The 25,044-nt window shown below is 48.4% G+C and carries 14 protein-coding genes and 1 pseudogene; 4 read left to right on the top strand and 11 right to left on the bottom strand.

Features of this window, described 5'->3' with window-relative positions:
- Positions 1 to 308: 308 nt before the first annotated feature.
- From EL628_RS10215 to EL628_RS10200, 4 genes are all read right to left on the bottom strand, one after another.
- Complete coding sequence (locus EL628_RS10215; RefSeq protein WP_218028895.1) at positions 309 to 2,642, bottom strand: xanthine dehydrogenase family protein molybdopterin-binding subunit; 2,334 nt, start codon at positions 2,640 to 2,642, stop codon at positions 309 to 311.
- Positions 2,643 to 2,922: 280 nt separating this feature from the next.
- On the bottom strand, positions 2,923 to 4,782 hold the full coding sequence (locus EL628_RS10210) for an ATP-binding protein (RefSeq protein WP_126579843.1): 1,860 nt from the start codon (positions 4,780 to 4,782) through the stop codon (positions 2,923 to 2,925).
- 16 nt (positions 4,783 to 4,798) lie between these two features.
- The gene (locus EL628_RS10205) at positions 4,799 to 9,832 is read right to left on the bottom strand and encodes a tetratricopeptide repeat protein (protein WP_126579842.1); all 5,034 of its coding nucleotides are present in this window, start codon (positions 9,830 to 9,832) and stop codon (positions 4,799 to 4,801) included.
- Between the two features lie 344 nt (positions 9,833 to 10,176).
- A complete protein-coding gene (locus EL628_RS10200; RefSeq protein WP_126579841.1) occupies positions 10,177 to 12,516 on the bottom strand; it encodes an ATP-binding cassette domain-containing protein in 2,340 nt (779 codons plus the stop codon).
- A gap of 428 nt (positions 12,517 to 12,944) precedes the next feature.
- On the opposite strand from EL628_RS10200, the gene EL628_RS10195 reads away from it, so the two are divergent.
- Positions 12,945 to 14,465: a serine/threonine-protein kinase gene (locus tag EL628_RS10195; protein WP_126579840.1), complete on the top strand. Its 1,521-nt coding sequence runs from the start codon at positions 12,945 to 12,947 to the stop codon at positions 14,463 to 14,465.
- Here the strand turns inward: EL628_RS10195 and EL628_RS10190 are convergent.
- From EL628_RS10190 to EL628_RS10180, 3 genes are all read right to left on the bottom strand, one after another.
- Positions 14,441 to 15,328, bottom strand: a complete 888-nt coding sequence (locus EL628_RS10190) for an LLM class flavin-dependent oxidoreductase (protein WP_161975399.1) — start codon at positions 15,326 to 15,328, stop codon at positions 14,441 to 14,443. The genes EL628_RS10195 and EL628_RS10190 overlap by 25 nt on opposite strands.
- Before the next feature lie 374 nt (positions 15,329 to 15,702).
- On the bottom strand, positions 15,703 to 15,945 hold the full coding sequence (locus tag EL628_RS10185) for a hypothetical protein (protein ID WP_126579838.1): 243 nt from the start codon (positions 15,943 to 15,945) through the stop codon (positions 15,703 to 15,705).
- Between the two features lie 221 nt (positions 15,946 to 16,166).
- Positions 16,167 to 17,174 carry a Gfo/Idh/MocA family protein gene (locus EL628_RS10180; RefSeq protein WP_126579837.1) on the bottom strand — a complete coding sequence of 336 codons (1,008 nt, stop codon included), beginning with the start codon at positions 17,172 to 17,174 and terminating at the stop codon, positions 16,167 to 16,169.
- 282 nt (positions 17,175 to 17,456) lie between these two features.
- Between EL628_RS10180 and EL628_RS10175 the strand changes: the two genes are divergently transcribed.
- Positions 17,457 to 18,368, top strand: a complete 912-nt coding sequence (locus tag EL628_RS10175) for an aldo/keto reductase (RefSeq protein ID WP_126579836.1) — start codon at positions 17,457 to 17,459, stop codon at positions 18,366 to 18,368.
- A 136-nt stretch (positions 18,369 to 18,504) separates the two neighbouring features.
- On the opposite strand, the gene EL628_RS10170 is transcribed toward EL628_RS10175, so the two are convergent.
- Together EL628_RS10170 and EL628_RS31205 are read right to left on the bottom strand one after the other, a co-directional pair.
- Positions 18,505 to 18,828: a DUF4288 domain-containing protein gene (locus tag EL628_RS10170; RefSeq protein ID WP_218028894.1), complete on the bottom strand. Its 324-nt coding sequence runs from the start codon at positions 18,826 to 18,828 to the stop codon at positions 18,505 to 18,507.
- 148 nt (positions 18,829 to 18,976) lie between these two features.
- A pseudogene (locus EL628_RS31205) lies at positions 18,977 to 19,073 on the bottom strand (MerR family DNA-binding transcriptional regulator); the annotation flags it as partial.
- Positions 19,074 to 19,263: 190 nt separating this feature from the next.
- Between EL628_RS31205 and EL628_RS10160 the strand changes: the two are divergent.
- A complete protein-coding gene (locus EL628_RS10160; protein ID WP_126579835.1) occupies positions 19,264 to 20,046 on the top strand; it encodes an LLM class F420-dependent oxidoreductase in 783 nt (260 codons plus the stop codon).
- Positions 20,047 to 20,118: 72 nt separating this feature from the next.
- Here the strand turns inward: EL628_RS10160 and EL628_RS10155 are convergent, their stop codons facing one another.
- Positions 20,119 to 21,804, bottom strand: a complete 1,686-nt coding sequence (locus tag EL628_RS10155; RefSeq protein ID WP_126579834.1) for a serine/threonine-protein kinase — start codon at positions 21,802 to 21,804, stop codon at positions 20,119 to 20,121.
- A gap of 499 nt (positions 21,805 to 22,303) precedes the next feature.
- Between EL628_RS10155 and EL628_RS10150 the strand changes: the two genes are divergently transcribed.
- Entirely contained in the window at positions 22,304 to 24,031 is a 1,728-nt protein-coding gene (locus EL628_RS10150; RefSeq protein WP_126579833.1) for a hypothetical protein, read from the top strand.
- Positions 24,032 to 24,085: 54 nt separating this feature from the next.
- Here the strand turns inward: EL628_RS10150 and hemF are convergent, their stop codons facing one another.
- The gene (gene hemF / locus EL628_RS10145) at positions 24,086 to 25,006 is read right to left on the bottom strand and encodes an oxygen-dependent coproporphyrinogen oxidase (RefSeq protein ID WP_126579832.1); all 921 of its coding nucleotides are present in this window, start codon (positions 25,004 to 25,006) and stop codon (positions 24,086 to 24,088) included.
- Between the last annotated feature and the right edge of the window lie 38 nt (positions 25,007 to 25,044).

The raw sequence follows: 25,044 nt of genomic DNA, 5'->3' as shown, positions 1-25,044 counted from the left end.
AGTTAATCAATTTTGTTTTCTAGTAAACTACCAAAAGAGTACCATGTCTTTTTTTGGCTTGTCAAGGAAAACTCAACTACTTGCAGGACACTGGTATAGATCTTCCCTCTACAAAGCTGTCTGCATATCTGCTGACCTCACCCGCAGAAAAGGCATATCAATCCCTACCAGAGGCTGGCACTAGCATAATGGCAAGTATTTACCATGCACCATTATAGAAGGAAACAGGGAAATACACGAAATTATTCCAGGCCAGCGCAGGTAGCGTCTGTTTGATCAGCCTATCCTATCGTTCGAATACACGATCTTTAGTGCTGAAGCGCTGTAAACAGCCTCTCAGCAGTGATGGGAAGTTCGGTCACACGTTTGCCTACAGCATCGCGAATGGCATTGGCAATCGCGCCAGCTACAGGAACAACTGGTGGCTCACCAACGCCTTTGGCCCCAAATGGCCCCATGGCGGAGGGCACTTCGACCAGAATAGGTATGATAGTGGGCACATCATAGCTGTGAGGCAACGCATAATCCATCAGGGTCGTGGTCAATAGCTGCCCATTCTCATCGTATTCAAAGCCTTCCAACAGCGCCCAACCCAGGCCCTGGGTGACACCACCATAGATCTGTCCTTCAACCTCGGCTGGATTGATCGCCCGGCCAACATCCTGAGCCGCGACATAGTTCAGGACACAGACTTCACCCGTCTCGGGATCGACCGCTACCTGAGCCAGATGGACCGCATACATCGGCGAATTGGTGTGCACCGCTGCACGACCACGGCCATAGACTGGGGCATAACGACCTCCAAAGCGCATTGAGGCTGCTGCGATCTTCTTCAGCGAGAGGCTCTTACCAGGAACACCACGCACAACAACCTCGTTCTTCTCAATCTCAAGATCCTCAACCGCTGCCTCTAAAAGCTCGCTGGCGACACTCAAAATCTGTGCACGAGCATCCCGAGCCGCATCCAGAACGGCAGGCCCCATCGAATAGACCGTCTTGCTCCCGCCTGTTCCACCACTATAGGGCATCGTATCGGTGCTGTCGTGAGCCACCGTGATCAATGAGGAGGAGAGCCCAAGGCCCTCTGCGGCCAGCAACGCCATGGAGGTATCCGAACCAGTCAGATCGACCGTTCCAATGACAACCGTAAGGGTGCCGTCTTTCTCCAGACGACAGGCCGCAGCAGCGGTCTCTAATCCACCTGGCCAGCCACCAGCCGCAATGCCCGTCCCAATCTTCCAATCTTTATATGTAGCAGGCACGGCGTCCAATGACGAGCGCTGCTGCCAGAGGGGATGGTGCTCAATCTTTTCTAGACACTCAATCAGACCCAATGCCGGATACTGCGGAGTCCGGCTCGTATTGGTGGGATCACCACCACGTAAGGCATTCTGTTTGCGGAACACCAGCGGATCAATACCCAGTTCGATGCAGAGCTCGGCCACGGTCGATTCCAGGGCAAAGGTAGCCTGAGGGGCATTGGGGGCGCGATAAGCCCCTACTCCAACCTTATTGGTGAGGACTTCATATCCACGCAGATCAATATGAGGACAGCGATAGCTGCTTGCAAGAAGGGTTAAACCAAGGTCAGGCGAGGCCCCTGCATAGGCACCTGTATCAAAGATGGCCTTCCCCTGCATTGCTACCAGGGTTCCATCACGTTTGGCACCTAGCTTGAGGGTAATAATCGTCTGTGGGGCAGGGTTGCCTGCTAAGAGATCTTCCTGGCGTGTCAGCACCAGCCGTACAGGTTTGCGAATTTGGTAGGCGGCTGCGGCGGCCAGTGGCTCGATTAAGCCAAATTTTCCGCCAAAGGCTCCACCAATAGGGAGCGATTCAACACGAATCTGTCGATCTGCCAGATCCAGAGCCTCTGCAATATCGGCTCGCACGCTGAACATTCCCTGTGTGCTCGGCCAGACGGTCATCTGATGACCCGAGGGCGTTGGCACAACGGTGATGGACTGCGTCTCTAGATAGGATTGGTGGACCGGGCGCGTGCGATAGGTATGCTCCACAATGACGTCGGCCTCACGCAGTCCTGCCTCAATATCACCTACCTGCTTATAGGCTTTATTGCAGACATTGAGCGAATATTCTGTCGTCTCTACGACGTGAGCAGGACCAGAGGAGACGGCGGCATGGACTCCACCACCTGCAATCTCCGAGGCATCATCAGCGGTTCGTGGTCTGGCCAGTGGAGAAGAGCTCTCCATCGCTGCAATTGGATCAACGACTACTGGGAGAGGCTCATAATCGACATCGACCGCCGCCGCGCCATCTTCAGCCTCCTCAGGCGTCTCTGCAAGGACAATGGCAACAGGATGGCCACACCAGAAAACTTCGTCAATCGCAAGGGGCGTCTGCGAACGCGATGTGCGATCGTCGCTGACAATCCCCAATGTCTGACTCGTATACACTGCCACAACGCCAGGCAGCGCCAGAGCTGGCTCAATGTTCATTGCTGTGATACGCGCATGAGCATAAGGGCTCAATACCAGACGAGCATGGAGAAGACCAGCAAAAGGAAGATCGCCTGCATAGCGCGTTCGGCCAGTAAGCTTATCAGGGGCGTCGAGACGGCGGGTCGAGGTGCCAACAGAGGCAAAGGTCGGGTCGACAGTCTGTGTCATATTTTTCATCGCACGGATACCCCAGCTTTCAAGCATGGGAAGGATGTGCGTTCCTTTCGTGGTAACTATAGCCGATATCACAAAATTGCCGCTGTATGACGGCAGAACCTGGGGATAGTGTATCACAAATCCAGCCTGATACGGAGAAGACACAATGTCTGGTCTGATCAGAGCTCCAGATACCGGTCATCAAACATTTTATTGTATTCGATGATGTCCCTGGCTTGATCAGAGCTCCAGATATCGGTCATCAAACATTTTATTGTATTCGATGATGTCCCTGGCTTGATCAGAGCTCCAGATACCGGTCATCAAACATTTTAATATAATCGATGTACATTCCTGCGGACAACTTGATAGTGTTCATCAATACCTGTCGCTCATCCAATGAAATGATACCTTCATGCGTACGGTCATTGCGCGTCTGGCGCAGGTAATGAAGTGCCTCTTTACTTCTAATCAAGCCGTATTTCTCCGTACATTCAATCATCTTGACCAATGGCAGGCCGCGCGGATTCTCTAACAGCACCCCTTTACGATAGGCCTCCATTAGATAGCGGCGTAATGCTGACTCAAAAGCCCGTCCCAGCAAGGCCAGACCATCATCGACGGTCGCTACATTTAAACGCGTGATCGCGCTCATCACTTTCTCACGAATCCCCTCGGTTTTGATTTCATGAGCCTGTGGAAAGAGATGAAGCATATCTGCTGCTGACTTCAAAACCTGGACAATCTGCTGCAATTCTTCACTGTAGGTTCGCACCCACAGAAAGGATTGTTTCACCGTATGATCTATCCCTATCTGCATCAGTGGTTGACTTAAAGAGGTAAACATTTCTGCGGCTCTCCGCCAATGCTCTCGATCTCCACATTTGTGCTCGGTAAACAGAGGTTCAAAATCTTCCCACTGCGCAAGCAGAAGATCAAAGAGCTGTGGTAACGTCACTGTTTCTTCCGCTTCTAAAAGGGTTTGCGGAATCTCTTTATGCTGCAATAGCAGATTCGTTACAATAAGCGATTGTAGGAGTGCAGTGAGATGAGTAAACTCGGGACAGTGCTCCGTCGATAACAGCCATTCTTGCTTTAGATAGGTATGAAAGTGCAATGAAAATGTACGATACCACCCTCTTTTCTCTTCATCCGAGGCCGGGATATGCGCATGAATAATTCCATACGAGTGCAATGTATCAATATCCGTCTGCTCAAGCTTATAAATAGGCCCAAACAAGATTTGTAATAATGGATAAAAAAGGTTCTGCTCTTTAAGAAAGGTGAGAAGCTTTGTATAATACTCGTAGAGGATCTTTGTGACGTTACTCTGGATAAACGCTGTTTCAATTGAGTCACTATGCCAGCTCTCTTTTAAATGATTGCTTAGTGCATGTAACAGATAGGGGTGACCACCACAATAGGCCAGAAAGAAGTCACGCTGCTCCTGATTCATTGGCAGGCCTGCTTCTGCCACATGATCCAGATACAATGTTATGTCGCCTTCATCCTGAAAGGGCGTCAGATACCGTTGCTCAACAGCATTTTCTAGCGGCGATCCCCCACAACATTGGAACTCAATCCGCTCCAGAGGCACGCGCGATAGAATCACCCAGGCAACCTGATAATCAGGATGAATCGCCAGTTCACGTAATCCCTCCAGGAAAATGGTATCATCCAGGTAATACTGTCCTGCATACTCAAATTTATCGAGAATGACAATCGGGCGAATACCCGCGGCCTGAACTTTCGTAAAAAACCGTTTAATATGAGCAAACTGTGGTCCCCAGGGAAGCGGACTTTTCCTGGCTGGCTTGATCAGCGGAATCTTTTTCGTGACCGATGCGATTTCAGGAGTCAGCCAGCCAAGATCTTCAATTTTATCGCGGCAGAAAGTGACCAGTTCATAAAAAAAGTTTTCAGCATCTTTATACACCCGAATGCTCATGGGAATGAGAAGTAATCTTCTCGCCTGTAGCTCTTCCTCTCGGGCAATGAAAACCTTATCGATCAGTTTATTCTTTCCGATATCATGTAAACCAATCAGTGCAAGACTCCCTCGCTGGCGAGAAGGACGAATCACTCTTTCTTCAAGGAGTTCAATCTCTTTCTGCCGGCCAATAAAAAGAGGGCTGGCATTCCACAAGGCGGATTCTGACATGCCCGAGGTTCCTTCCTTACTGATGAGCAAGCAGCCATTCTTTGAAAAGACCGACACGAATCACATACGATTGTCCAGGCTTCGCTTCCACCACATCTCTTTGCTCTAAATCCTGCAAAATAGCATTGATATCAGTCTGAGTCTCAACACTAATGCGGCTACGGCTACATGGTCCGTTACGGCTGTTGATGGCAATTGCTTTGAGCACTGCTCTGGCATCAGCATCTGAGATCGCATCGGGAGAGGTGTCGCCGGAGTTCGTGAGATTATCAAAGTTATCCCAACCTAACGGATTGGCTCCCTGAATCAGTTCATTTTTTACCTGCTCAACGTCAGCTTCGGTAACCAGACTGGTATAGTGGCGATTCATATACTCAACCAGTCGATTACACAGGATCTGGATGTAAAAAGGGCTTCCAGATGTTAAATCAACGACACGGTCAATCGCCTTCTCTCGATAACGGCTATCGCCCGTTCTACCGCCAATACGGATCGGCTCATCGATCAGTTTGCGGGCATCTTCATCTTTTAAATAGCTGACGCGTTGATCCTGTGTCACACCAAACTCGTTGGGAAACCGTTCTTTGAATTTTGGCATCACATCCTGGCCAGCGAGAACGACGCTAAAGAGATCCTTCTGCAAGAGCGCCTTCCAGATTTTCATAAAATCATCCGAGAGGCGTTTATTCATAATCCACCCATAGACATAGGAGAACTCATCGATGAGGAGGACGATCCGCTTCTCATTCCAACCCGGGGTTCGTGCAGTTGCCCGTTTAAAGCGCATCAGAACATCTTGAAAGGCTTGCAGCGGCGAAGGGTGGGTATAAAATTCGGTATCGGTGGGAAAGGAGAGAGCGAGTGGTGGAAGACCTGCATCGACCATATCTTCAATGGCATAGGATAATTCTCTCAGAATACCAGCTAAAATCTGCTCAAATAAGTTAATACCTGCCTTCTCTCCCTGCTCAGAGCTCTGGCGGCTACTAAAAAGACCAATGCTCCCCAGGTCCACAACCAGAAGAGCTGGATACTGTTGGAGCTTTTTCTTCAGATGATGCAGGATCGAAGATTTTCCCGAGCGCTTCTGCCCAAAGATAACAATCGATTTACTCTGTGCGCGTGCTTTATAAATGGCATCTGAAATGTTGTCAATCAGTTCAGCACGCCCATAAAACATGGAATTTTCATCGACAATTCCCCCAGAGGCGTAGGCTGCATAGGGATTCTCGATGCGCTCAAATTGTTCCGATGAATACAGATTGATTGAAAAGGAGGTCACAATAGTCTGCTTTTCTTCTCCCGACCGGGTGCGATAATGCGCATAGAGCGGTAGTGAAAAGGCCTGGGACTTTAAAGCCTGCTCTGTGACCAGAATAGGAACCCGCTTAATCTGCTGCTCTCCTCCTCGCAGTGATCCTTCGAGCTTAATCTCTGGATTATCAATAGTAAAGAAGGTGCCATCTTCCTGAATAATAATCTCAACCGCCTCAGCGGGGCTACAACTCATTTTATTCTCGATGACGATCTGAACCTCAATACGAGGGTTGTTGGCATCTGGTGCGTAAGAGGTCATGTCTGCTGGCAGGCGGAGATTCAGTTGAGGAACCGACCGCACATAGATCTCTTCTAGATACTCTTTGGTCTTCCGCTCAATCACCTCGACAATAGGATAAAAGCTCTCAACTGACATTTTCGTCGGGTTTGCTTCAATCTCTCGCAAAAGATCATTACAGCGATTCTCAATCTGATTACAGAAACGCTCCTGCTCTTCAAAAGCTGTCTGTTGGCACAAGTCCAGCATGGTCTCAAGAATCTTTTGGAGCTCATTGACACGCTGACGATCTAATTCAAAGAAAAAGTCCGCTTCCATCTCCCGTAACCGTCCCAGACTATCCTGAACCGAGGCGGTCGTCAGTTCAAGACGGCGAGTCGTGGTCCGCAGCTCAATAGAGGTGGTACGGGTCCGCCCCTGCTCTTTCTTTTGCAGATCTTTCCAGAGATCAGTAAAAAATTGGTGAGATACATTCTCTGTTGGAATGACGACACCTTTCTTCTTCAAATAGCTGATCGACATGGACTGAAAAGTGGGGACTGAATAGAGACGTTGCAAGATTCGTTTGGCTGCATACTGGCTCCGCACAACCAGATAGGCAATTGCATCGAAGACTTTATCTTGTTGGCCATGCATGCGAATAATGATTTCAAGACTATCATCAATATTTAAATTTTCCTGACCAGAAGGGGTGAATGGCACATGCGCACGCGAAATCGTCGCAAACAGAAAACGAATCAGCGCATTGACTGCATCCTGCTCAACCTGATTTCTAGCACGGTCACCATCATAAATACTGAGCGCTTCACAATACCATTCACGTGCAGTATCCAGGTGCTTATTCTCAATCACCGCTGCATCACCACGAGAGGCAAAGCTGCGACAGAGATAACGATAGAGCTGATTATACTCTTCATCCCAATCATCATGCTCTCGAATAATTTTTGCCGCTGATAAATAATATTCGGCTCGCTCTCTTGGGCGACGCGTCCCCAGCCGCGTGGCCAGCTCTTCCAGACGCCGCACGTCGTTGCGATCAAAACTTTTTTCCTGGACACGTAAAGAGGGCACGCCTTCATAGGTGCAGCGATCAAGATAAAAGCGTGTAAACGCACTAATCTCACTTGAATATTCTGCCAGCGACATCTCAGCACTTAATTCATCTATGGGGACCGATTGACCTGTGTCTCTCGCTCGTGAGATCGCATCAAGCAATTCCGCCGATTGTGGATCAGGGAGGGTTGCGATTAAGAGCTGTTCCGCTTCATCGTCTCGCTTCTGCTTAATCAGACAGATAGCAAGATTCCTCTGGGCACTTTTCGTATAAGGTCCGATCTCAATCGCTTCTCGAAACCAATGCTCAGCCTCACTATATTTATCCTGATTTAAATAACAATAGCCCAGACGCCAGATGATCTGGGTTTTACGATTGACGGTTTTGGCTAACTTTAACTGGTTACGTAAGAGATCAACTGCTGTCGCATACTGGCCATCTTTCTGCAGTGCATCAACCATCAAATTGTTGATCGATTGCATATCCGTCATTCGACTACGGTTCTGCTCAAGCACTTGAATGGCTTCCTTCGTCTTCTTGATCTGCATCAAAAGCACTGCAAGGTCCTTTACCGCACTTTCAATTGTATCGTTCTGACGAATAGCTTCATAAAAGAGCTGCTCCGCTGCCTCCAGATCTTTCTCCACCAGTTGCTTTCTTTTTGCTCTTGAGTAGGGATTCGATCCACGTGGTACGCTGGTCGCTCGTGCATATTCGCGCCATTTATCATACGATTCCTGAGCATTCGGATAGACCGGGTTCTCGGCCAGGACTTTTTTTATTTGTGTGAGTGCACGCCCATAATCACCTTCATTGGCATAATTTGTAGCCAGTTCAAACGTTCTTGCAATATCGCGTTGAAACGACACATTAATGGCCACGCTCCCCTGTCTCCCCTGGGCAGCCTCGAAGATAATTGAGATATAATCCTTCGCAGCCAATTTCTCTTCACGCAGCCGCTGAAGCTGGACTAAAAGTTCTTCATCGGTAATGGCGCTGCGATGAAAAAAGTAGTCGACACCATCCTGCCCTACCAGAAAGCCATAGTTTCGGCTCTTACGATAAATGTAAATGCCTCCCTGCAATACCGCTGATTTTCCATCACCTGACCGTGTAAAATCTGTCGACCAGACCAGCGAGGGCTGGCTCATCTGGGTGGCAGGCCCCACTTTGGCGGGGGCGGGACGTAATAGAGCAACCAGTGATGCACAATCTCTCTGAAGTTGATCTTTTACTCCTTGCCGAACATCTTTTTTATCAGACAGCAGATACGCATCTGCCTCTCTCAAGAGGGAGGCAACCGGATGGTGTTGAAGCAGGCGATGAAGCAGATTCAGCCCTCTATCGCGTTTGTGAAGTCGTGCAAAGAGATAGATAGCTGCTTCTAGAAGCATCTTCTCGTCTTCTGCTGAGAGAGGACGCCCATCCGATGTATGAAGACCACGGAGGAGAGAGAGGTCACCTGTACGCTCGATTGTCCCCACATAGACAAACCAGGCCTCGATGGCAGAGGTTGGGGCAACTTGTCTGAAGAGGTTCCCCAGGGCATAACACTCTATGGAAAGATTTTCCTCTTTCATTCGAGCTAATACAGCCAGATTATGCCAATCGTGAATCCCTGGTGTCAAGAGAACCGCTTCTTTGTACAACTGGAGCGCATCATCAAATGCTCCTGTTATATAGTACAGATAGGCAAGATGACGACGCAGACCAGCGGATAGTGGAACCTGGGCGATAAGTTCTTTTAAATCCTGGATTAAAGGCTTTACACGTCCAAATTGGCTGCCTAACTCATTCATCCTTGCAGCATATTCATATTTTTGTTTAATCCGCCCCCATGCTTGTTTATGGAGCTGTGATTTTAAATCATCATTGGAGACAAAAAAATCTGGTGGCTGGATGCTTAACTGGACCCCTTGAATCTTTCCGCTATGAATGGCCTCGATCAATGCTAAGCGAGCCTCGATTTCGGGTGGATACGATGCCGTTCGTTCATCAGAAGCTGGAAGCAGTTTTACTTCGTGCTCATGTTCGACATTCTTCTCTAATGAAGGTTTGTAAGGGGTTGCTGGCTGTTGAGGAGAAGACTGGAGCTTCCCTTTCAATCCATGCTCTTGAGATCCTGAAAATTCAACGCTCTGAGTCTCATGAAAGGGCCTGGATGATTGTCCCGATGAGAGACCTGCATCGTCCTTGTATTGGACCTTCCCAATACTCTGAACCAGAGCTCCTCTAGACTGTTCATCATCCAATAGCTCCCAGCCACCGATCAAACTCAAAAAGATTGTTCTTCTTCCAGTGGCTGTTTTAATTTGCAGACGATTCATGGCGACCGCAGTCAGGATTCCGGTTATCTCCTGGCCATTCGTCTGCGTAATCGTAATCGAACGACCAATCTCACTAGAAAGTTCCTCTTGAAGCAGATCATCTTGTTCAGACAAGGGAAACCTCTTCTCTCTATTGCTGTTTGGGTGCTTAATGAAGTCTTCAGGCAGCTCATCATAAGAATGTTCTTTCTATTATACGTTGGGCGCATTACTATTTTCAATTTTATACCTCCTTTTTTCTCAATTTTATGATAAAAATGATTTATGGCAGCTTGCTTACTATGGAAGGCTTTAGAGAAGGATTTTGGTAACTATGCCAGATATCAAAGCAGCCAGGTTTTTTCTTAAGCAGTGTTTTTCATGAAAAAGGTGGTCAGGATGCAGGGTATAAACAACACAAGAGGATGAGCCTTCTCTCAAGGAGAAGCTTCATCCTCTTTACGGCAAGCATATCTGTCTTAGAAAGAGCGATCTTTAAGGCGCAGAAACAGCCCTATTGCAATAGTAAAAACAAGGATCATGCCGGTTAACACTCCCCACATGAAGAGCAGATTTAACACGGCGCTTTGATGGGAAAAGGGCGAAAAAAGGACCCCTCGATAGATACTCCAATGCTGGAATAAAGCATCTCCACCCAACTTGTCACTATGTAATCCAAGGCTACTTCCCAGAGCACCCACAGCCCAGCGCTCAGCAAAACACAGAGCAAACAGTTGTGTATACCAATCAGTAAATGGGAAGACACTTCCTGAAAAGATAACCTGTGGAATTAACAGAATGGGCAGACAACTGAGAGCACGATCAGCCGTTGGGGCAAGAGCTGACACAGCCAGGCCTAGCGTCAGACCAGCTAAAGAGGTCAGTACAATCGTCATATACACTTCCAGGGGCGCGGGCAGAAAGACACCTTGCTGAAATGGTGCCACGAGGTTGACGAGCACAACCAGGACGGCGCTCTGGATCAGGCATAAGGTAGTTAGCACGACCAGCTTCGAAAACATATAGGGCAGGATGCGAAGGTTCACAGCTCGCTCACGACGATAGATCGCACGCTCCTTGACGATCTCACGAATCGCATTAACACAGCCAAAAAGGACGGCGGTAAAACCGAGAATGAAAAGCACTTTCTCGGCATCTTTCCCTGAACCCGCCTGAATAAAATCTTGGAGAGCCGCACGAACACCACCTCGTTTCGCTGCATACTGCTGACCCGGAGGATGTTTGAGAAGAAAGTGTTCTACACGTGCACAGTTCGTTGAGACGATATGGCTCGCCGCAACTGGAAGATCGGGCAGACCCTGTGTCGTCAGCACCGCCGCTGTGGTCGGACATTGCACGATCGTCTGAGGAGCAAAAGTGCTGCTCCCAACTTCACAACGAATGAGAAGTGCGATCAAGATCGCAATCACAGGAGCCTGCAAAAACAGAAGCAGCATATTCCCAACATCGTTTTTTAGCAGTTCAAGATAGCGCAGCGTCAGCACCTTCCATTGTTGCCAACCAGTACACTTAGCTGTTCCCATTGGTCCACGTTGAGCCTCCAATAGCTGTGCTTCTTTGCGATGAAGGGCAAGGGGCTGTAAAATATATGTCTGATAGAATGATGAGGAACGAAACCGCTTCTCAGCTAACTCTGCTTGCAGAGGCTGGCTCCCATCCTCTTCAAGCAGACTATAGATTTCAGCAAAGGAATGAACACCAAAGTAGGTCAGAGCCTGCTGCGGCGGACCAAAGTACACCATTCGTCCACCAGTTGCGAGAAAACACACGTAATCACAGAGCATGATATTACTCGTCGCATGGGTCACTAGAATAATCGTTTGCCCTTTATTCGCCAATCTACGCAGGAGATGCATCATACGATAATCAAGTCCAGGATCAAGCCCCGATGTCGGCTCATCAAGGAAAAATGCTCCGGGTTTATCGAGAAGCTCTAGAGCCATTGAGACGCGCTTTCTCTGCCCCCCGGAGAGCTTCTGGATACGGAGATGGCGCTGATCTTGAAGCTCAACGTCTGTTAATACCTCGTCAATCCGTTCCCAGAGTTGTGTTGAATGATATGAGCAAGGAAGCCGCAATCTGGCGGCATAGTAGAGTGCACGCTCCACCGAAAGATCTTTGTGCACAATATCGTCCTGTGGAACATAGCCTATCTTTAAGGCTGAACGCCGACCAGCGTATTCCTCTCGATCATAAAAAATCTGCCCACTTTGCACTGGTCGAAGCCCGCTGAGCGCATTCAGCAGGGTGGATTTTCCCGTCCCTGAACTACCAACCAGAGCCACAAACGAACAGGCAGGCAGCGAGAGCGATATATCGTTCAACAGGACAACCTGATCTTTGGTCGTCTCCTTCAAATGGGATGCATCGATCTGAATCGCGGCCCGCTGGGAGGTTAATTGCTGGCCATCGTAGAATAAACGATAGGGGCCTATCCCTATCTCATCACCTGGTTGCAGAAAACGGTCTGTGGCTGGCACAACATTGACATAAAGCAAGGTCTGATCCAGTGTGACGATACGATAGCCTTGCTCGTGCCGCACTAATCGCGCATGATATCCAGAGACAGCCGGGTGATCCAGGACAATCTGATTATCTCTATGGCTCCCAATGCCGATCTCCGAGGCTTCCAGAGGAAAACATGAAGCATATGTCTCATCTGCTGGTAGATCAACAGGCAAGTGAGAAGGAAAAGGGAGCTGTATACCATTAATCGGTTCAAGAGGTGATCGCGAGGAGGAAGTAACAGGAACGCGGGTTGCGTTATCCAGGGACGATTTCTTGTTATTCCAAAACATACGTCTGTTGATCCCCCCAGGCTAGACAGATGACGCTACTCCTACACAATCAGAAAAAGAATTTCGATTATAGATGTGTATACTTCAGTATAAAATCACACATCTACAAGTAAAGTGTAAGAGCTAGCAAGAATACATGTCAAGGGGAAATTGGAAAATTGGAAAATGAGTCAACTGGTCTCTCTATACCAGACATAGGCAGTTACACAGTTAAAACTATTTTTAGCCTCTCTTCATCATAAATACGCCCTCTTATCGTCTGTCATCGCTCTTAAGATCCGACTACTTTTTTTGCAAACAAAGAGAATTTTTTATCGTAAAATAGAGTATTATCTTGAATTATGCTGCATAATTACGTATACTTACTTCTATAAAAAAGGCGTCATGTAACAGACAAAAAGCATTTTTCGCATGGAGATAATGAAGGTATGCCAGTAAATTCAAGTGAGCTGGTAGGGATGGTGTTGGGGACATGCACACTCGAAATGCTGATTGGGCGTGGCGGGATGAGCTGTGTCTATCTGGCCAGGCAGCACTTTCCCGAACGCTATGTGGCCGTCAAAATTCTTCTTCCTCATCTATTGACTCAGGATCTCGACCGGGCTTCTTTTCTGGCTCGCTTTCAACATGAAGCAAATATTATCGCTCGCTTAGAACATGTCAACATCGTTCCTATTTTTACGTATGGCCAACAGGATCAGCTGGCTTATCTGATCATGCCGTATATTCCTGGTGGTACGCTCGCTCAAATGCTCGAGCAACAGAAAAAGTTGAGCATCCAGCAGACGCTGATCTATATTGAACAAGCAGCCGCAGCTCTGGATTATGCTCACTCACAGGGAGTCATTCATCGAGATCTCAAACCAAGCAATTTTCTGCTCTATCCGGATGGCCGCTTAGTTCTGGCCGATTTTGGCATTGCCCGCCTCATACAGCACCATGAACCGCTCTCCCACACGCTGACACCTGCTGGCATGCTCCTGGGGACACCTCTCTATATGGCACCAGAGATCATCTATGGGAAACCTGCCGATCAGCGCTCGGATATCTATGCCCTTGGAATTATTCTCTTCCAGATGCTGAGTGGTGAGCTCCCTTTCCAGGGAGAAAACACATTTGCCCTCTTGAGTCAGCAGGTACAACAACCGATTCCTTCTCTTCATCGCTTGAATCCGCTCTTTTCTAACGATGTGGATATTGTTTTACAGAAGGCAACTGCGAAAGAGCGAGAGGAGCGCTATCCAAGCGCCGGAGCGCTGGTACAGGCCCTGAAACATGCGCTTAGCTGGTCATGTCAGATAACGCTCTTTGAGAATACAGGCCGCATACTGGAGACGCCCTCTATACCTTATACGCCGCCTCATTCCACATTTCCCCTGGCTGATAATCCTTTGACTCCTGCCAGTAGCCGAGAGACACCACAAAAAAGTTCAGCTACGCCTTTTAGCATGTGGCTTCTCTGCGGCCTTCTTCTCATAGTGATGCTAGCTATTTTCCTTGGCCTTCATGGCTCCTCTGACACGCCTCTCTCTCTGGTGGCAGTTCCTTCTACGCCTGCTGAGACCGAACAGGCAAAAAAAGTGGTCCAACGCTACTATAAGAACCTCAACCAGAAAGATTATCAGGCCGCCTTTGAGCTTTTATCGCCACAATTCCAGCAATCGATCCATGGACTGGCTCACTTCACAAAAGGTTATCAGGATATCAGACAACAGACACTGACATTCAAAGAGAGCCAGTTACAAGCCAATGGAACGATCGTAGTAGTCGTCTCACTGAGCGTTGAAGCTGCAAATAAGCAGAGGAATATCTACCTCTGGCGTGGTATTCTGCGCAAACAACCCGATACATGGAAGATTACACAGGCCCATCTCTGCCAACTGGCTGGCCGCGCCAGCGCATTTCCGCGCTGCTCTCCAACGAATCAGGCAAAATGGGGGACGACGTGAGCCACAAAATGGGTAAGAGAGGCACTATCCAGAATACGAAAGAGAAAATGGGTCACACCAATAGCGCGAAATTGATCTAGCTCCTGAATAACTTCAGCCGCATTCCCCGCAATAAAATGCTTTTGTGGATGACGCTTCACCTGAGCAGGATCTTCTGAGACGCTCAATGTGCTTAAATAGGTCAGCCGAATCTCGTCTGGATTTCGTCCAATCTTCGCACAATGCTGCTTCAGAATATCAAGCTTGCGCTGATATTCTTCGACGGTACAGGAATTAAAATTCCACATATCGGCATGACGTGCGACTATAGCGAGCGTCTTTTGCTCGCCGCCCCCTCCAATTAAGAGCGGAATCGCGGGCACAGGCTGCGGTACACAATATGCCTCATGAATGGCATAATGCTGGCCGGTAAAGGTGACTGGTTGCGGCTTCGACCAGAGCGCCCGCAGAATCTCAATCGCCTCTTCCAGTTGTTCCATCCGAACCCTGGTTGAGGGAAAGGGATAATTATAAGAGCGGTATTCATCTTCTTTCCAGCCTGCACCTAATCCCAGGAGAAAACGCCCGCCAGAGAGATGTTGCAGGGTCGCAGCCATCTTCGCAAGAAGCGCTGGATTGCGATACGATTGCGAGAGCACCATCGAACCAATGTTAAACTGTGGATACTGACCCGCAAGAAAACAGAGCGTAGAAAGACACTCTAACTCATCTGTCTCTTTCACTTGTAAATGATCCTCAAGCCAGAGCGTTGTAAAACCAGCCGTTGCAGCTTCGATGCACTGACGATTAAATTGCAACACCTCACTCAAGGGATGCCCTGGATCATTCTGACGTAACATGAGCCCAAATTCTATCGTTGACAAAACCGATACCTCTCTTCTTTCTGCCTTCCATCGCCTGAGCATCTCAGTGAAGCGCCATCTGGTTGAGGCGTTATGGGAGCCAATACATGCGCCCTATCGAATGCGCTCAACCGGCCCTGGACCCTATCATAGCATACAGGGCTATGACTCTGTGGAATGCACTTCATCTGCCAGGCACCAACATTGCTGGCCCGAGCAAGATATGTTGCTCGTAAAGTGCCGATTCCAAGGTCATAGCCCTGTATGCTTTCCCAGACGTACAGACGTCCGGAAAACCGTAGAAAGAGAATGCAGGAAGGTGCTCGATTCTTCCTGCGGGAAGCGCCTGTCAGAATGAAGAAAGGAAAGACATTCTGACCAGCTAGCTTTATTTTTTATCCTTTTGAGCTTTGCAGGCTCTTCAAAGATTCTTCGTATTCCAGCACGATGCGCTCTAACGATGCATCAGGCTCACGTTCGCGAAGGGACAGGAGCGTCTGGCGATAGGCCATGATGAAATCTAATAATCCAAGCGTCTCCTCAGGAGACAGATCGAAATTAATGCCACAACTATGACGGAGAATTAATCCGCTCTCTTCTACACGTGCCCGATAACGTCCAATAATTGCATCCATCATTGGCTTTTTCTCCTAAGGCCAATCCACTTTGTGAGACAATTTCCGTTCTCTGACCAGCGCCTTCAATTGCTCAGGCTGGTTCCACTTCTTCAATGGTTCTTCAGCCGGGCATTTGCGACAACCTCGTCAACGTGCCATATCTTTTCAGAGGATAGACGCTAACCACTCTTTTTTTGTTCCCGCCAAACGACCTTTCTTTTTTTCTTGTTTCAAAGTGGCTTTTAGAAGATCGGCCAATCATGTCCGGCTGCCTGGTAGATCCCCTCGATGGTGGCCAGGTTCTCCAGGCTTTCATTGAGGCTGCTCTCTAGCCTTTTCTGTGCTCGAATGCAATCTACAAAATGTTCAACTTGCAGTTGATACTGATCGACACGCGAGAAGGTCTGCTCACTCAACTGTCCATTGCGGGTGATGAAGACAGTGGTATCAGAGTTTCCTGGGGTAAAGGGGACGGGAAGGGTGATGGTGCCGGATTCGCCAAAGATCTCTGCAACCTGACGCATCGGTAACGAAAAACTGGAATCGAGCAGGCCAAACCTTCCTGCTCCATAATCAAGAATGGCGCTGGTGGCCCAGTCAACGCTGGTCGCGCTTACGGTATGGACGCGGGCAGCAATTGACTGTGGTGCCTGCTCGTAAATGGCGCGGAAAAGATTGACGGCATAACACCCAACATCCATCAATGAGCCACCGGCCAGCTCAGGATTGAGACGAATATTTTCAGGATGGGTGCGCAGATCAAACGAGAACGATGCACGCACCAGATGAATATCGCCAATCAATCCTTTCCGTATCTGCTCTACTACCCAGATAATCTGTGGATGAAAACGGTACATAAACGCTTCCATTAATAAGACATTCTGTTCTTGAGCTACAGCAACCATCTGAGCTCCCTCTTCTGCCGTCACGGCCAGAGGTTTTTCACATAACACATGTTTCCCCGCTTCCATTGCTTTGATGGCCCATTCGGCATGAAGCGCATTGGGCAGGGGAATATAGACGGCCTCGATATCAGGGTCTGCAATAATCTGCTCATACCCATCATAGATGCGTACATTGGGAGCAAACGCATACAATTCGGCGGCATGGCGGGGGTCTCGGCTTCCAACCGCCAGTAACCGCCCATTATGTGAGGCCTGGATGGCTGGCGCAACGGCCCGCACCCCAATATTGGCCGAGCTCAAAATACCCCAACGTACAGGATGAAGATAGATAGGATTCGTTGTCATTTTGTGGTCCTTTCAAATCAAATACAGTCCTATTATAGTCCGCTTCGCGTGAGAAGAGAACCCGGGGTAGTGACCATCCAGGCCTCACTATTGCCTGACTGGATCAGCAGAATGAGAGCAGAAAAAAAAACATCTCTTTGACGTGCCTGCCATTCTATGTGATACACTCCTCCGAGGAAGTGGTTTGAATCTATTGTGTGACGCAAACAGTTTACCTTAGTAAAGGCCATCCTTCGTGAGACACTCACCTACGGATACAGATACTAGAAAGCGAACAAGTTCATGTCAACACGTCAACACAGACCAGCAACGGACAGTGGCACCTTAACTCTTGGAGGAGATCTGCATGTCTATCGTCTCGGCTATGGTGCGATGCGCATCACTGGCGAGGGAGTTTGGGGACCACCTGCACATAAAAACGAGTCTCTCGCTGTTCTGAAACGCGTTCTGGAGCTAGGGATCAATCTCATTGATACGGCAGATTCCTATGGGCCAAACGTGAGCGAAGAGTTGATTGCTGAGGCTCTTTATCCCTACCCTAAGGATCTCGTTATTGCCACGAAAGGCGGCTTACTCCGCACTGGCCCTGGTCAGTGGCCGCAAGATGGCAGGCCAGAACACCTTCGCGAGGCTCTCGAAGGGAGTCTGAAACGCCTGCGCGTCGATCAGATTGACATCTACCAGTTCCATCGCCCCGATCCTAAAGTCCCTTTTGAGGATTCTATTGGCGAACTGGCACGCTTAAAAGAACAGGGCAAGATTCGCCATGTGGGCGTCTCGAATGTGACGATTGAACAACTGGCACAGGCACAGAAGATTGTCCCCATCGTGACGGTCCAGAACCACTATAATCTGGTGAAGCGCCAATCGGAGAATATGACGGTTGCCCAATCTGAGGAACTGATCGATATCTGTGCTCGCCAAGGCATTGGTTTTATCCCCTGGTTCCCACTGGCAACCGGCGATCTGGCTCGTCCGGGCAGTGTCCTGGAACAGATCGCTCAGAAGCATCATGCTCAGCCCAGCCAGATCGCGTTAGCCTGGCTCCTGAAACGTTCCCCCACGATCCTGCCCATTCCAGGCACATCTTCTATCAAACATCTTGAGGAGAATGTTCTTGGAGCAACCATACAGTTGAGCCAGGAAGAGTTTGATAGTATCGATCAGAATAGCAAGCAGCAGCAGAGCAAATAACAGCCCTGCTTCCATTACAGACTCAGAGCAGCCAGCCTGTTGCAGAACGCAGGCTGGCTGCTCTGAATCTGTGCCAACTCTTGGTAGCTGTAAAATTGCTCCTGTGCTGTGTGATCTACTAAAATTATTTTACCTACTAAATTTCTTCTGAAGACAAAAGTTCAAAGCTATTATATGCTTGATAATTGTAAAAGTGGCGAGTATAAATATCCGTACCATTTTCAAAATTTTCGCTTAAAATAGGCTGAACATCAACTACTTTTTTTAAAATTATATTAATTTTCTCTCCTTTTTCATTGTTATAAAAGGTTTCTTCAAGCTTAGCTTTTTGTAATGCTTTCATTTGAGCATCTTCTTCTGAAAATGCTTTGATAAGCACAAAATCTTCCCGATACAGTGGTTGATATTGCGGAGCGTTCGAAGAAAACTCATAAACAATTACAGCAACATAGAATGTCAAACTTCTGATCTCCTCTCGAATAGCATTGAACTGCTTGTTTGAGCGCAAACGCGTTGAGCGGGGTGAATACGCATTGCTCCTCAGGAGTTGTTTTAGGCAATGATCCGCCGTCTCACCCTCGCTTCCTGGGGGAGGATCGAGAGGAGGTCTTCTTGCGCATAATAACGCCTATTCGTTGCGGTTCGGTGGGCTTTAAGCATCCCTTGCCGATCCCATCGTTGCAACGTCTTGACAGAAACGCGTATTTTATCTCAGAATTCTCTCAATGTATATATACACGTATCTTACACATTTTTATGTACTTAGTCAAGAGCTAGCTCTCATCTCCTTCGTTCGTATGAACTCATCTTGCGGGAAAGCGACAGACGTGCATACAATCAAAGGAGTGAGATAGGATCTCTTACCAATCAACGTAAGTCAGAAAGGTGTACATTTGTGACACAACAGTATCCACTTCGCATCGGTGTTCAACTCCACCCTCAACATACCAGCTACAAAGAGTATGCTGATGCTGTCCGTCGAGTTGAAGATCTTGGTGTCGATAGTATCTGGAATTGGGATCATTTCTTCCCACTCTATGGAGACCCACAGGGCAATCATTTTGAAGGCTGGACCCTGCTCACGGCCATGGCCACGCTGACCACCCGCGCTCAGATTGGCTGTCTGGTCACCTGCAATACCTATCGCAATGCAGCTCTTTTGGCCAATATGGCGAAAACGCTCGATCACATCAGCAATGGCCGAGCGGTGTTGGGCATTGGGGCAGGCTGGTTTGAACGCGACTATAAAGAATATGGCTATGAGTTTGGCACCGCAGGCAGCCGCCTGGCCGCTCTAGAGAAATCGCTCCCAATCATTAAAGAACGCTGGGAAGTCGATGTGCCCAAACCCCTGCACAAAATTCCCATACTGATCGGTGGTGGTGGTGAGAAAAAGACGCTGCGCCTGACCGCCCAATATGCGGATATGTGGCACGGCTTCGGCAATCCTGAGGAGCTCAAGCATAAGCTTGAGGTGCTCGATAACTGGTGTAAAGAGGTTGGCCGCAATCCCAACGAGATTGAACGCACAGCTGGCACCAATAAAGATGATAGCGATCAGACTCGCGATGCTATCGTCGAGGCCGGGATCACTCACCTGATCTTAGGCATCGGCGCTCCGTGGGATTTCGCAGCCGTCGAGAAGCTCGTCAAATGGCGCGATAGCCACGCTCGTTAAACGACAAAGAGCTTCCCTGTTCTATGGCGGCTCCTCGCCACGTGGCTATGGCGAGGGGCCCAGAAATTTTTTTCACCTCTCCCCATGCTCGATGCTGTTTGAGCGAAATAAAAGATGAAGAAGATCTGCAAACCCTGTTCCGCCTAGTAAAGCTACAACAAGATAGACGAGACTCCAATACCAGCTCGCTCCAAAGCCAAATCCCCAATTAAGCATGGTTGCAAGATATGCCACCATGAGCCACGTTGGCAGAGCCATAACTCCGCTTACAAGCAAAATGATCCCTACATCTGCAATCAATGTGATGCGGCGCGTGTTAGAACTAAAATACCACCAGTAGTTGATACAGGACCAGATCCCCCCCACCAGCAGACCAAATACAACCTGACGACTGGTAAACAGATCGCGTGTACCCATCAAGATAATCGTACTTGTGAGCGGATGAGTACGTGTGGTTGGTAAGAGGTGCCAACCTATCTCGGAGAACGGATAGATGAGTACAAGGCTTACAAACAAGCTAGCAAAAACATTGAGCAAAGAGAGGCTTTTGCGATAGGCCAGAATATAGCTGCAAAGGGCTGCCAGCAGAAGAGCAACGCTCGTAAAGAGGAAGGAGAAGCGATATGTATCATAGACCAGGCCGAGACTAAAGAGAAAGAAACATGGCAATATCCAGAACAGGGAAGACGAGTACCCATACACTTTTTTATGAAAGATCTCTCTACGTTCAAGCGCCGTTATTTCTGGAACCAATAGAGCAATCTCTTGCAAAGGGGGTCTGAATGATTGTGACTGCGTCTGTCTTTGCACATGCAGCTCGCGGTCCTCTCGCTGTAGCGCTTCAACTACTGGCAACGCTTTCGTTGTTGAAGTAATATCTATCTGAAAGCCTTTTGGCGCACCTCCCAACCGTCCTGAAAGCGGAGGAGAGAGCGCAAGGCGAAAAACCTTTAAAAGGAGGCCCGCTGTAGAAAAACGTTCAGTGGGCTCTTTTGCCAGAGCTTTGGAGATTAAAAGATCCATCTCAGCCGGTAAATCTGGCCGGAGTGCGACCGCAGAGGGAATTGGAGCCTGCAAGTGGTCTAAAATAAGCGAAGTCCCTGAGTAGGGAAGCTGTCCCGTTAACATGCGAAAGAGGAGAATCCCCAGGGCATAGATATCACTGCTCCTCTGAGGCTGACCCCGAAACTGCTCTGGTGCCATATACTGCAATGTCCCAAAATGAAGGCTTGTACCACCTTCAATTGAACCCTCTTTCATCAGGTGAGCCAGCCCAAAATCAGACAACAAAAGCGTCGAACTATGACGTTGAAAAAGGAGGTTGGCTGGCTTCAGATCAAGATGAACCAGGCCGCTGGTATGAGCATAATCCAGCGCCGCACAGATCTGTGCCAGATAGCCTTCAATCTCCTCAAGAGGCAGAGGCGCTCGCTCTTTGATAATCTCCTCTAGTGTTCCACCTTCTATATAGGGCATCACTAAAAAGAGAAGGTTCTTCTCATTATCAATATCAAAATCATGCACCGGCACAATATTGGGATGAGCCAGGGAGGCTAAAAGCTGCGCTTCACGATTAAATCGCTCATGCCACTTTGGATCACCCATCATCTGTGCAGAGACTACCTTGATCGCTTGCGTACGCTGGAGACGCTCATTCTGCGCACGATAGACAGAACCAAAAGCGCCCATACCCAGAAGCTCTTCAAGCATATATTTATTGGCTAAACGCTGGTTCGATAACGGACCGACTCTAGACATAGCACTTTATGCCTCCCCTCTGTCTATCATATATATATGCACATGCAAGGATCATGCGATATTTAGTATAGCAAAAGCCAAACAATTTATCCAGGCATCAGGGGATAACATTTCGCTCAGCATACAAAAAATAAAGCTATTTCGAGGGATACTATGGGCCCGTACTCCATAGAAATAACAAAATGTCTTAGCCATACTAAAAAAAATATAGTCAATTTTTATTTTTAAATACGAACCAATAATTGAATTACGCGGGAGAGTTTAACAGGCTCAGTAATATCCAAAAGGCTATATTTGACAGAAATTCTTTTATAATATACGATCTCTCTATAGGAGAAATACTTGATTCATTCTTCTAAAAAGGGTGGAGGCATACTTTATGCACTTCATCGGTCGCTCGAATGCTTCGTGCGGCGGGTGCCGCTATCTCAACAGCGCACACAGAGTCAGAAAGTGTTTCCAGGACAGTGTGGTAAAGTGGAAAAGGAGAGGTTTTTTCATGACTCAAATAAACAATCGGCGTGGTATCGCGAGCTTGATTATGATCACAGCTCTTGTCATTAGCTTTATGCTTGGCAGTCTGGGCCTCCAACATGGGATAGGGCAGGCCTCGCCTGGCACCAGACCCCTGACCTACCAGGAGTTGGTCAAAAGGATTGCGGCCCATCATAAAGCGCCCTTTCAGGGAAATGTGCAACAGAGCTCACAGGTTGCTAAAACAAATAGCCAGAAGATTTCGCAGCCACCGCATGCTCCCAGCAAACACCAGAGCAATGTGAAGGTCAATCAAGATCTCAATCCCTGGGCCAAGGTCGATGTGGCGGCGGCTATCAATCCCCTCAATGGACAGGATTATCTGGTCATGTCCACCGATGCCCGTGAAAATTATAGCCACAGTTTTTATCATATCTCGACTACGGGTGGCCGTTCATGGAGTGATGATGCCCTCCCGCCAGGAATTGATCAGGCGACCAACTCCCAATATGTGATTCAGACCGATCCTGGAGTTGCCTTTGATAGTAATGGTCATAGCTTCCTCAGCAGTATCTCCTCGAATACGATTAGTACGCCAGATGGCAGCTACGCAAATTATGATAACGAGATCGATCTGGTCCAGGGCTATAATAATGGAACCTACACCTATACCTCTGCCACACCCGTCGACTACGCTCCCTGTAATGGACAGACAAATGGCAATGGTGTTTTTTATTGTCCCGGGCAATTAACGAAACCCGCAATAACCATTGATAATGGTGCGAAGAGCCCGAACAAAAATAGCATCTATGTTTACTATACATACTTTTGTAGTGGGGTTCCACAACTCGCAACCGATACGCCAACGACTACGTCTGATACTCCAACTCCAGCTGGCAGTAAAAAAGCTCAGAATAGTGGGGGTGGACCCTATGAACCAGACGGACCTTGCATCCAGGATGGCCTGACGATTGCCCCTAATACCTCTGTCATCCTTGCTGCTCAATCTTCTGGTGCTGGCCTGCCGTTCTCAACGCCCAAACTGGTGAGTGGAGTCTTCTCTCAAGCTGAATTCGGCAGTATGGTCATCGATAGTCATGGGACGCCACACATCTTTTTTGATGATTTCACCAGTTACCCTACTGTCCATATATATGAGTCAACGCTTCAGAATGGCAATTGGACCACCAATATTCAGCCTCTCACAACACTCCTGTATAACCAGAGCCCCAGCTACTGGTACTTTGGAAGTTATACCAGTGTTGCTCCCAGTTGCACTGGCTATAAAGATCTGGCCTACTGTACAGTCTCTGCCAGTCAGATCGGAAATCTCCCTCTTGTAGCAACACCAGATATCTACCTGCTCAAAATTAATACCATTACAAATAGCGCAGCAGAGCCAGTCCAGATCAATAACGATCCAAATAACGGCACAAAATATCACTTTAACCCCTGGCCTGCCGTCTCATCAAAGGGCTTCGTCTATGTTGGCTGGTATGATAGCCGCCATGATCCTCTCAATACCAGGCTTGAATACTTTGTTGGGAAATCAATTGATGGTGGCAAGACTTTCTCAAAACAGCAGGCAATTAGCGATCAACCCTTCAATCCTTGCGCCAATAATTTTGGGTGCACCTGGTTTGGTGATTATGATCAACTTGCGATAGGTCCCGATGATATCGTTCACGCGATCTGGTCAGATACTCGCGATGGCGTTGGTATCCAGCTCTATACACAGGCCATCAAATGGTAGCCTGACAGTTCATCAAAAAAGAGCCCTTCTCTTCTCCAAGAGAAGGGGCTCTTTTTAAACCCATACGCGCGGTTGGCGTAATATTTCTACCATCTGAGCCTCTTCGCTCCCTGGCTCAGGATGATAATCATACTCCCAGCCCGCCGATAGGGGCAGGGTCATCAGGATACTCTCGGTACGCCCTCCTGTTTTGAGACCAAAGGCCGTCCCTCGATCGCAGAGAAGATTGAACTCAACGTAACGTCCACGACGCTGACGCTGCCAGCGCTTCTGAGCCTCGGAAAAAGGATGATCCTTACGGCGCTCTACCAGCGGGAAATAAGCGGGTATGAATGTCTGAGCACACTCTGTAACCAATCGAAACAGCTCTTCAGTATTGGTAGAGGAGAGGTTCCCCAGAAAAAGGCCGCCAACTCCCCGATATTCCATTCGATGTGGAAGGTAGAAGTAGTCATCGCAGGCCTGCTTAAAACGTGGATAATAGGCTGGATCATAGTGATCACAGACAGCTTTATGCAGACGATGAAAATGAACGACGTCTTCCTCTATCAGATAACATGGAGTCAGGTCAACGCTCCCACCAAAATAATACCCGGCCTGCTCACCTTCACCATATTCAAAATAGCGATAATGTGCATGTGAGGTAGGCACAAATGGATTATGCGGATGCAACACAAGGCTTATGCTCGTGACGCGAAAAGGAATCTTTTGCCCATCCAGAACCGCCTGTTCCAGACGTACCTGACGGGCCGCCTCGTGTGAAAGTTGCCCCCAGACTGTGGACATATTCACACCAGCCTTTTCAAAGATCTCACCATCCTGCATCACGCGACTAATACCAAAACCGCCCTCTTCGCGCCGCCAATTATCCTCGCGAAAATGCGCCCTATGATCTAACGCTTCAATACGTTGACAGATGGTCTCCTGGAGCGTCAGAATCACCTGTTCCATTCGCGAGCACAGGTCATCATTCATCTTAACACCTCATTGCGCCACCATTGTTTCATGCAACG

This window comes from Tengunoibacter tsumagoiensis (genome assembly GCF_003967535.1).
GTDB lineage: Bacteria > Chloroflexota > Ktedonobacteria > Ktedonobacterales > Ktedonobacteraceae > Tengunoibacter > Tengunoibacter tsumagoiensis.
Note: the sequence above shows the minus strand (reverse complement) of the source record. Positions and strands in the feature narration are given on the sequence as shown.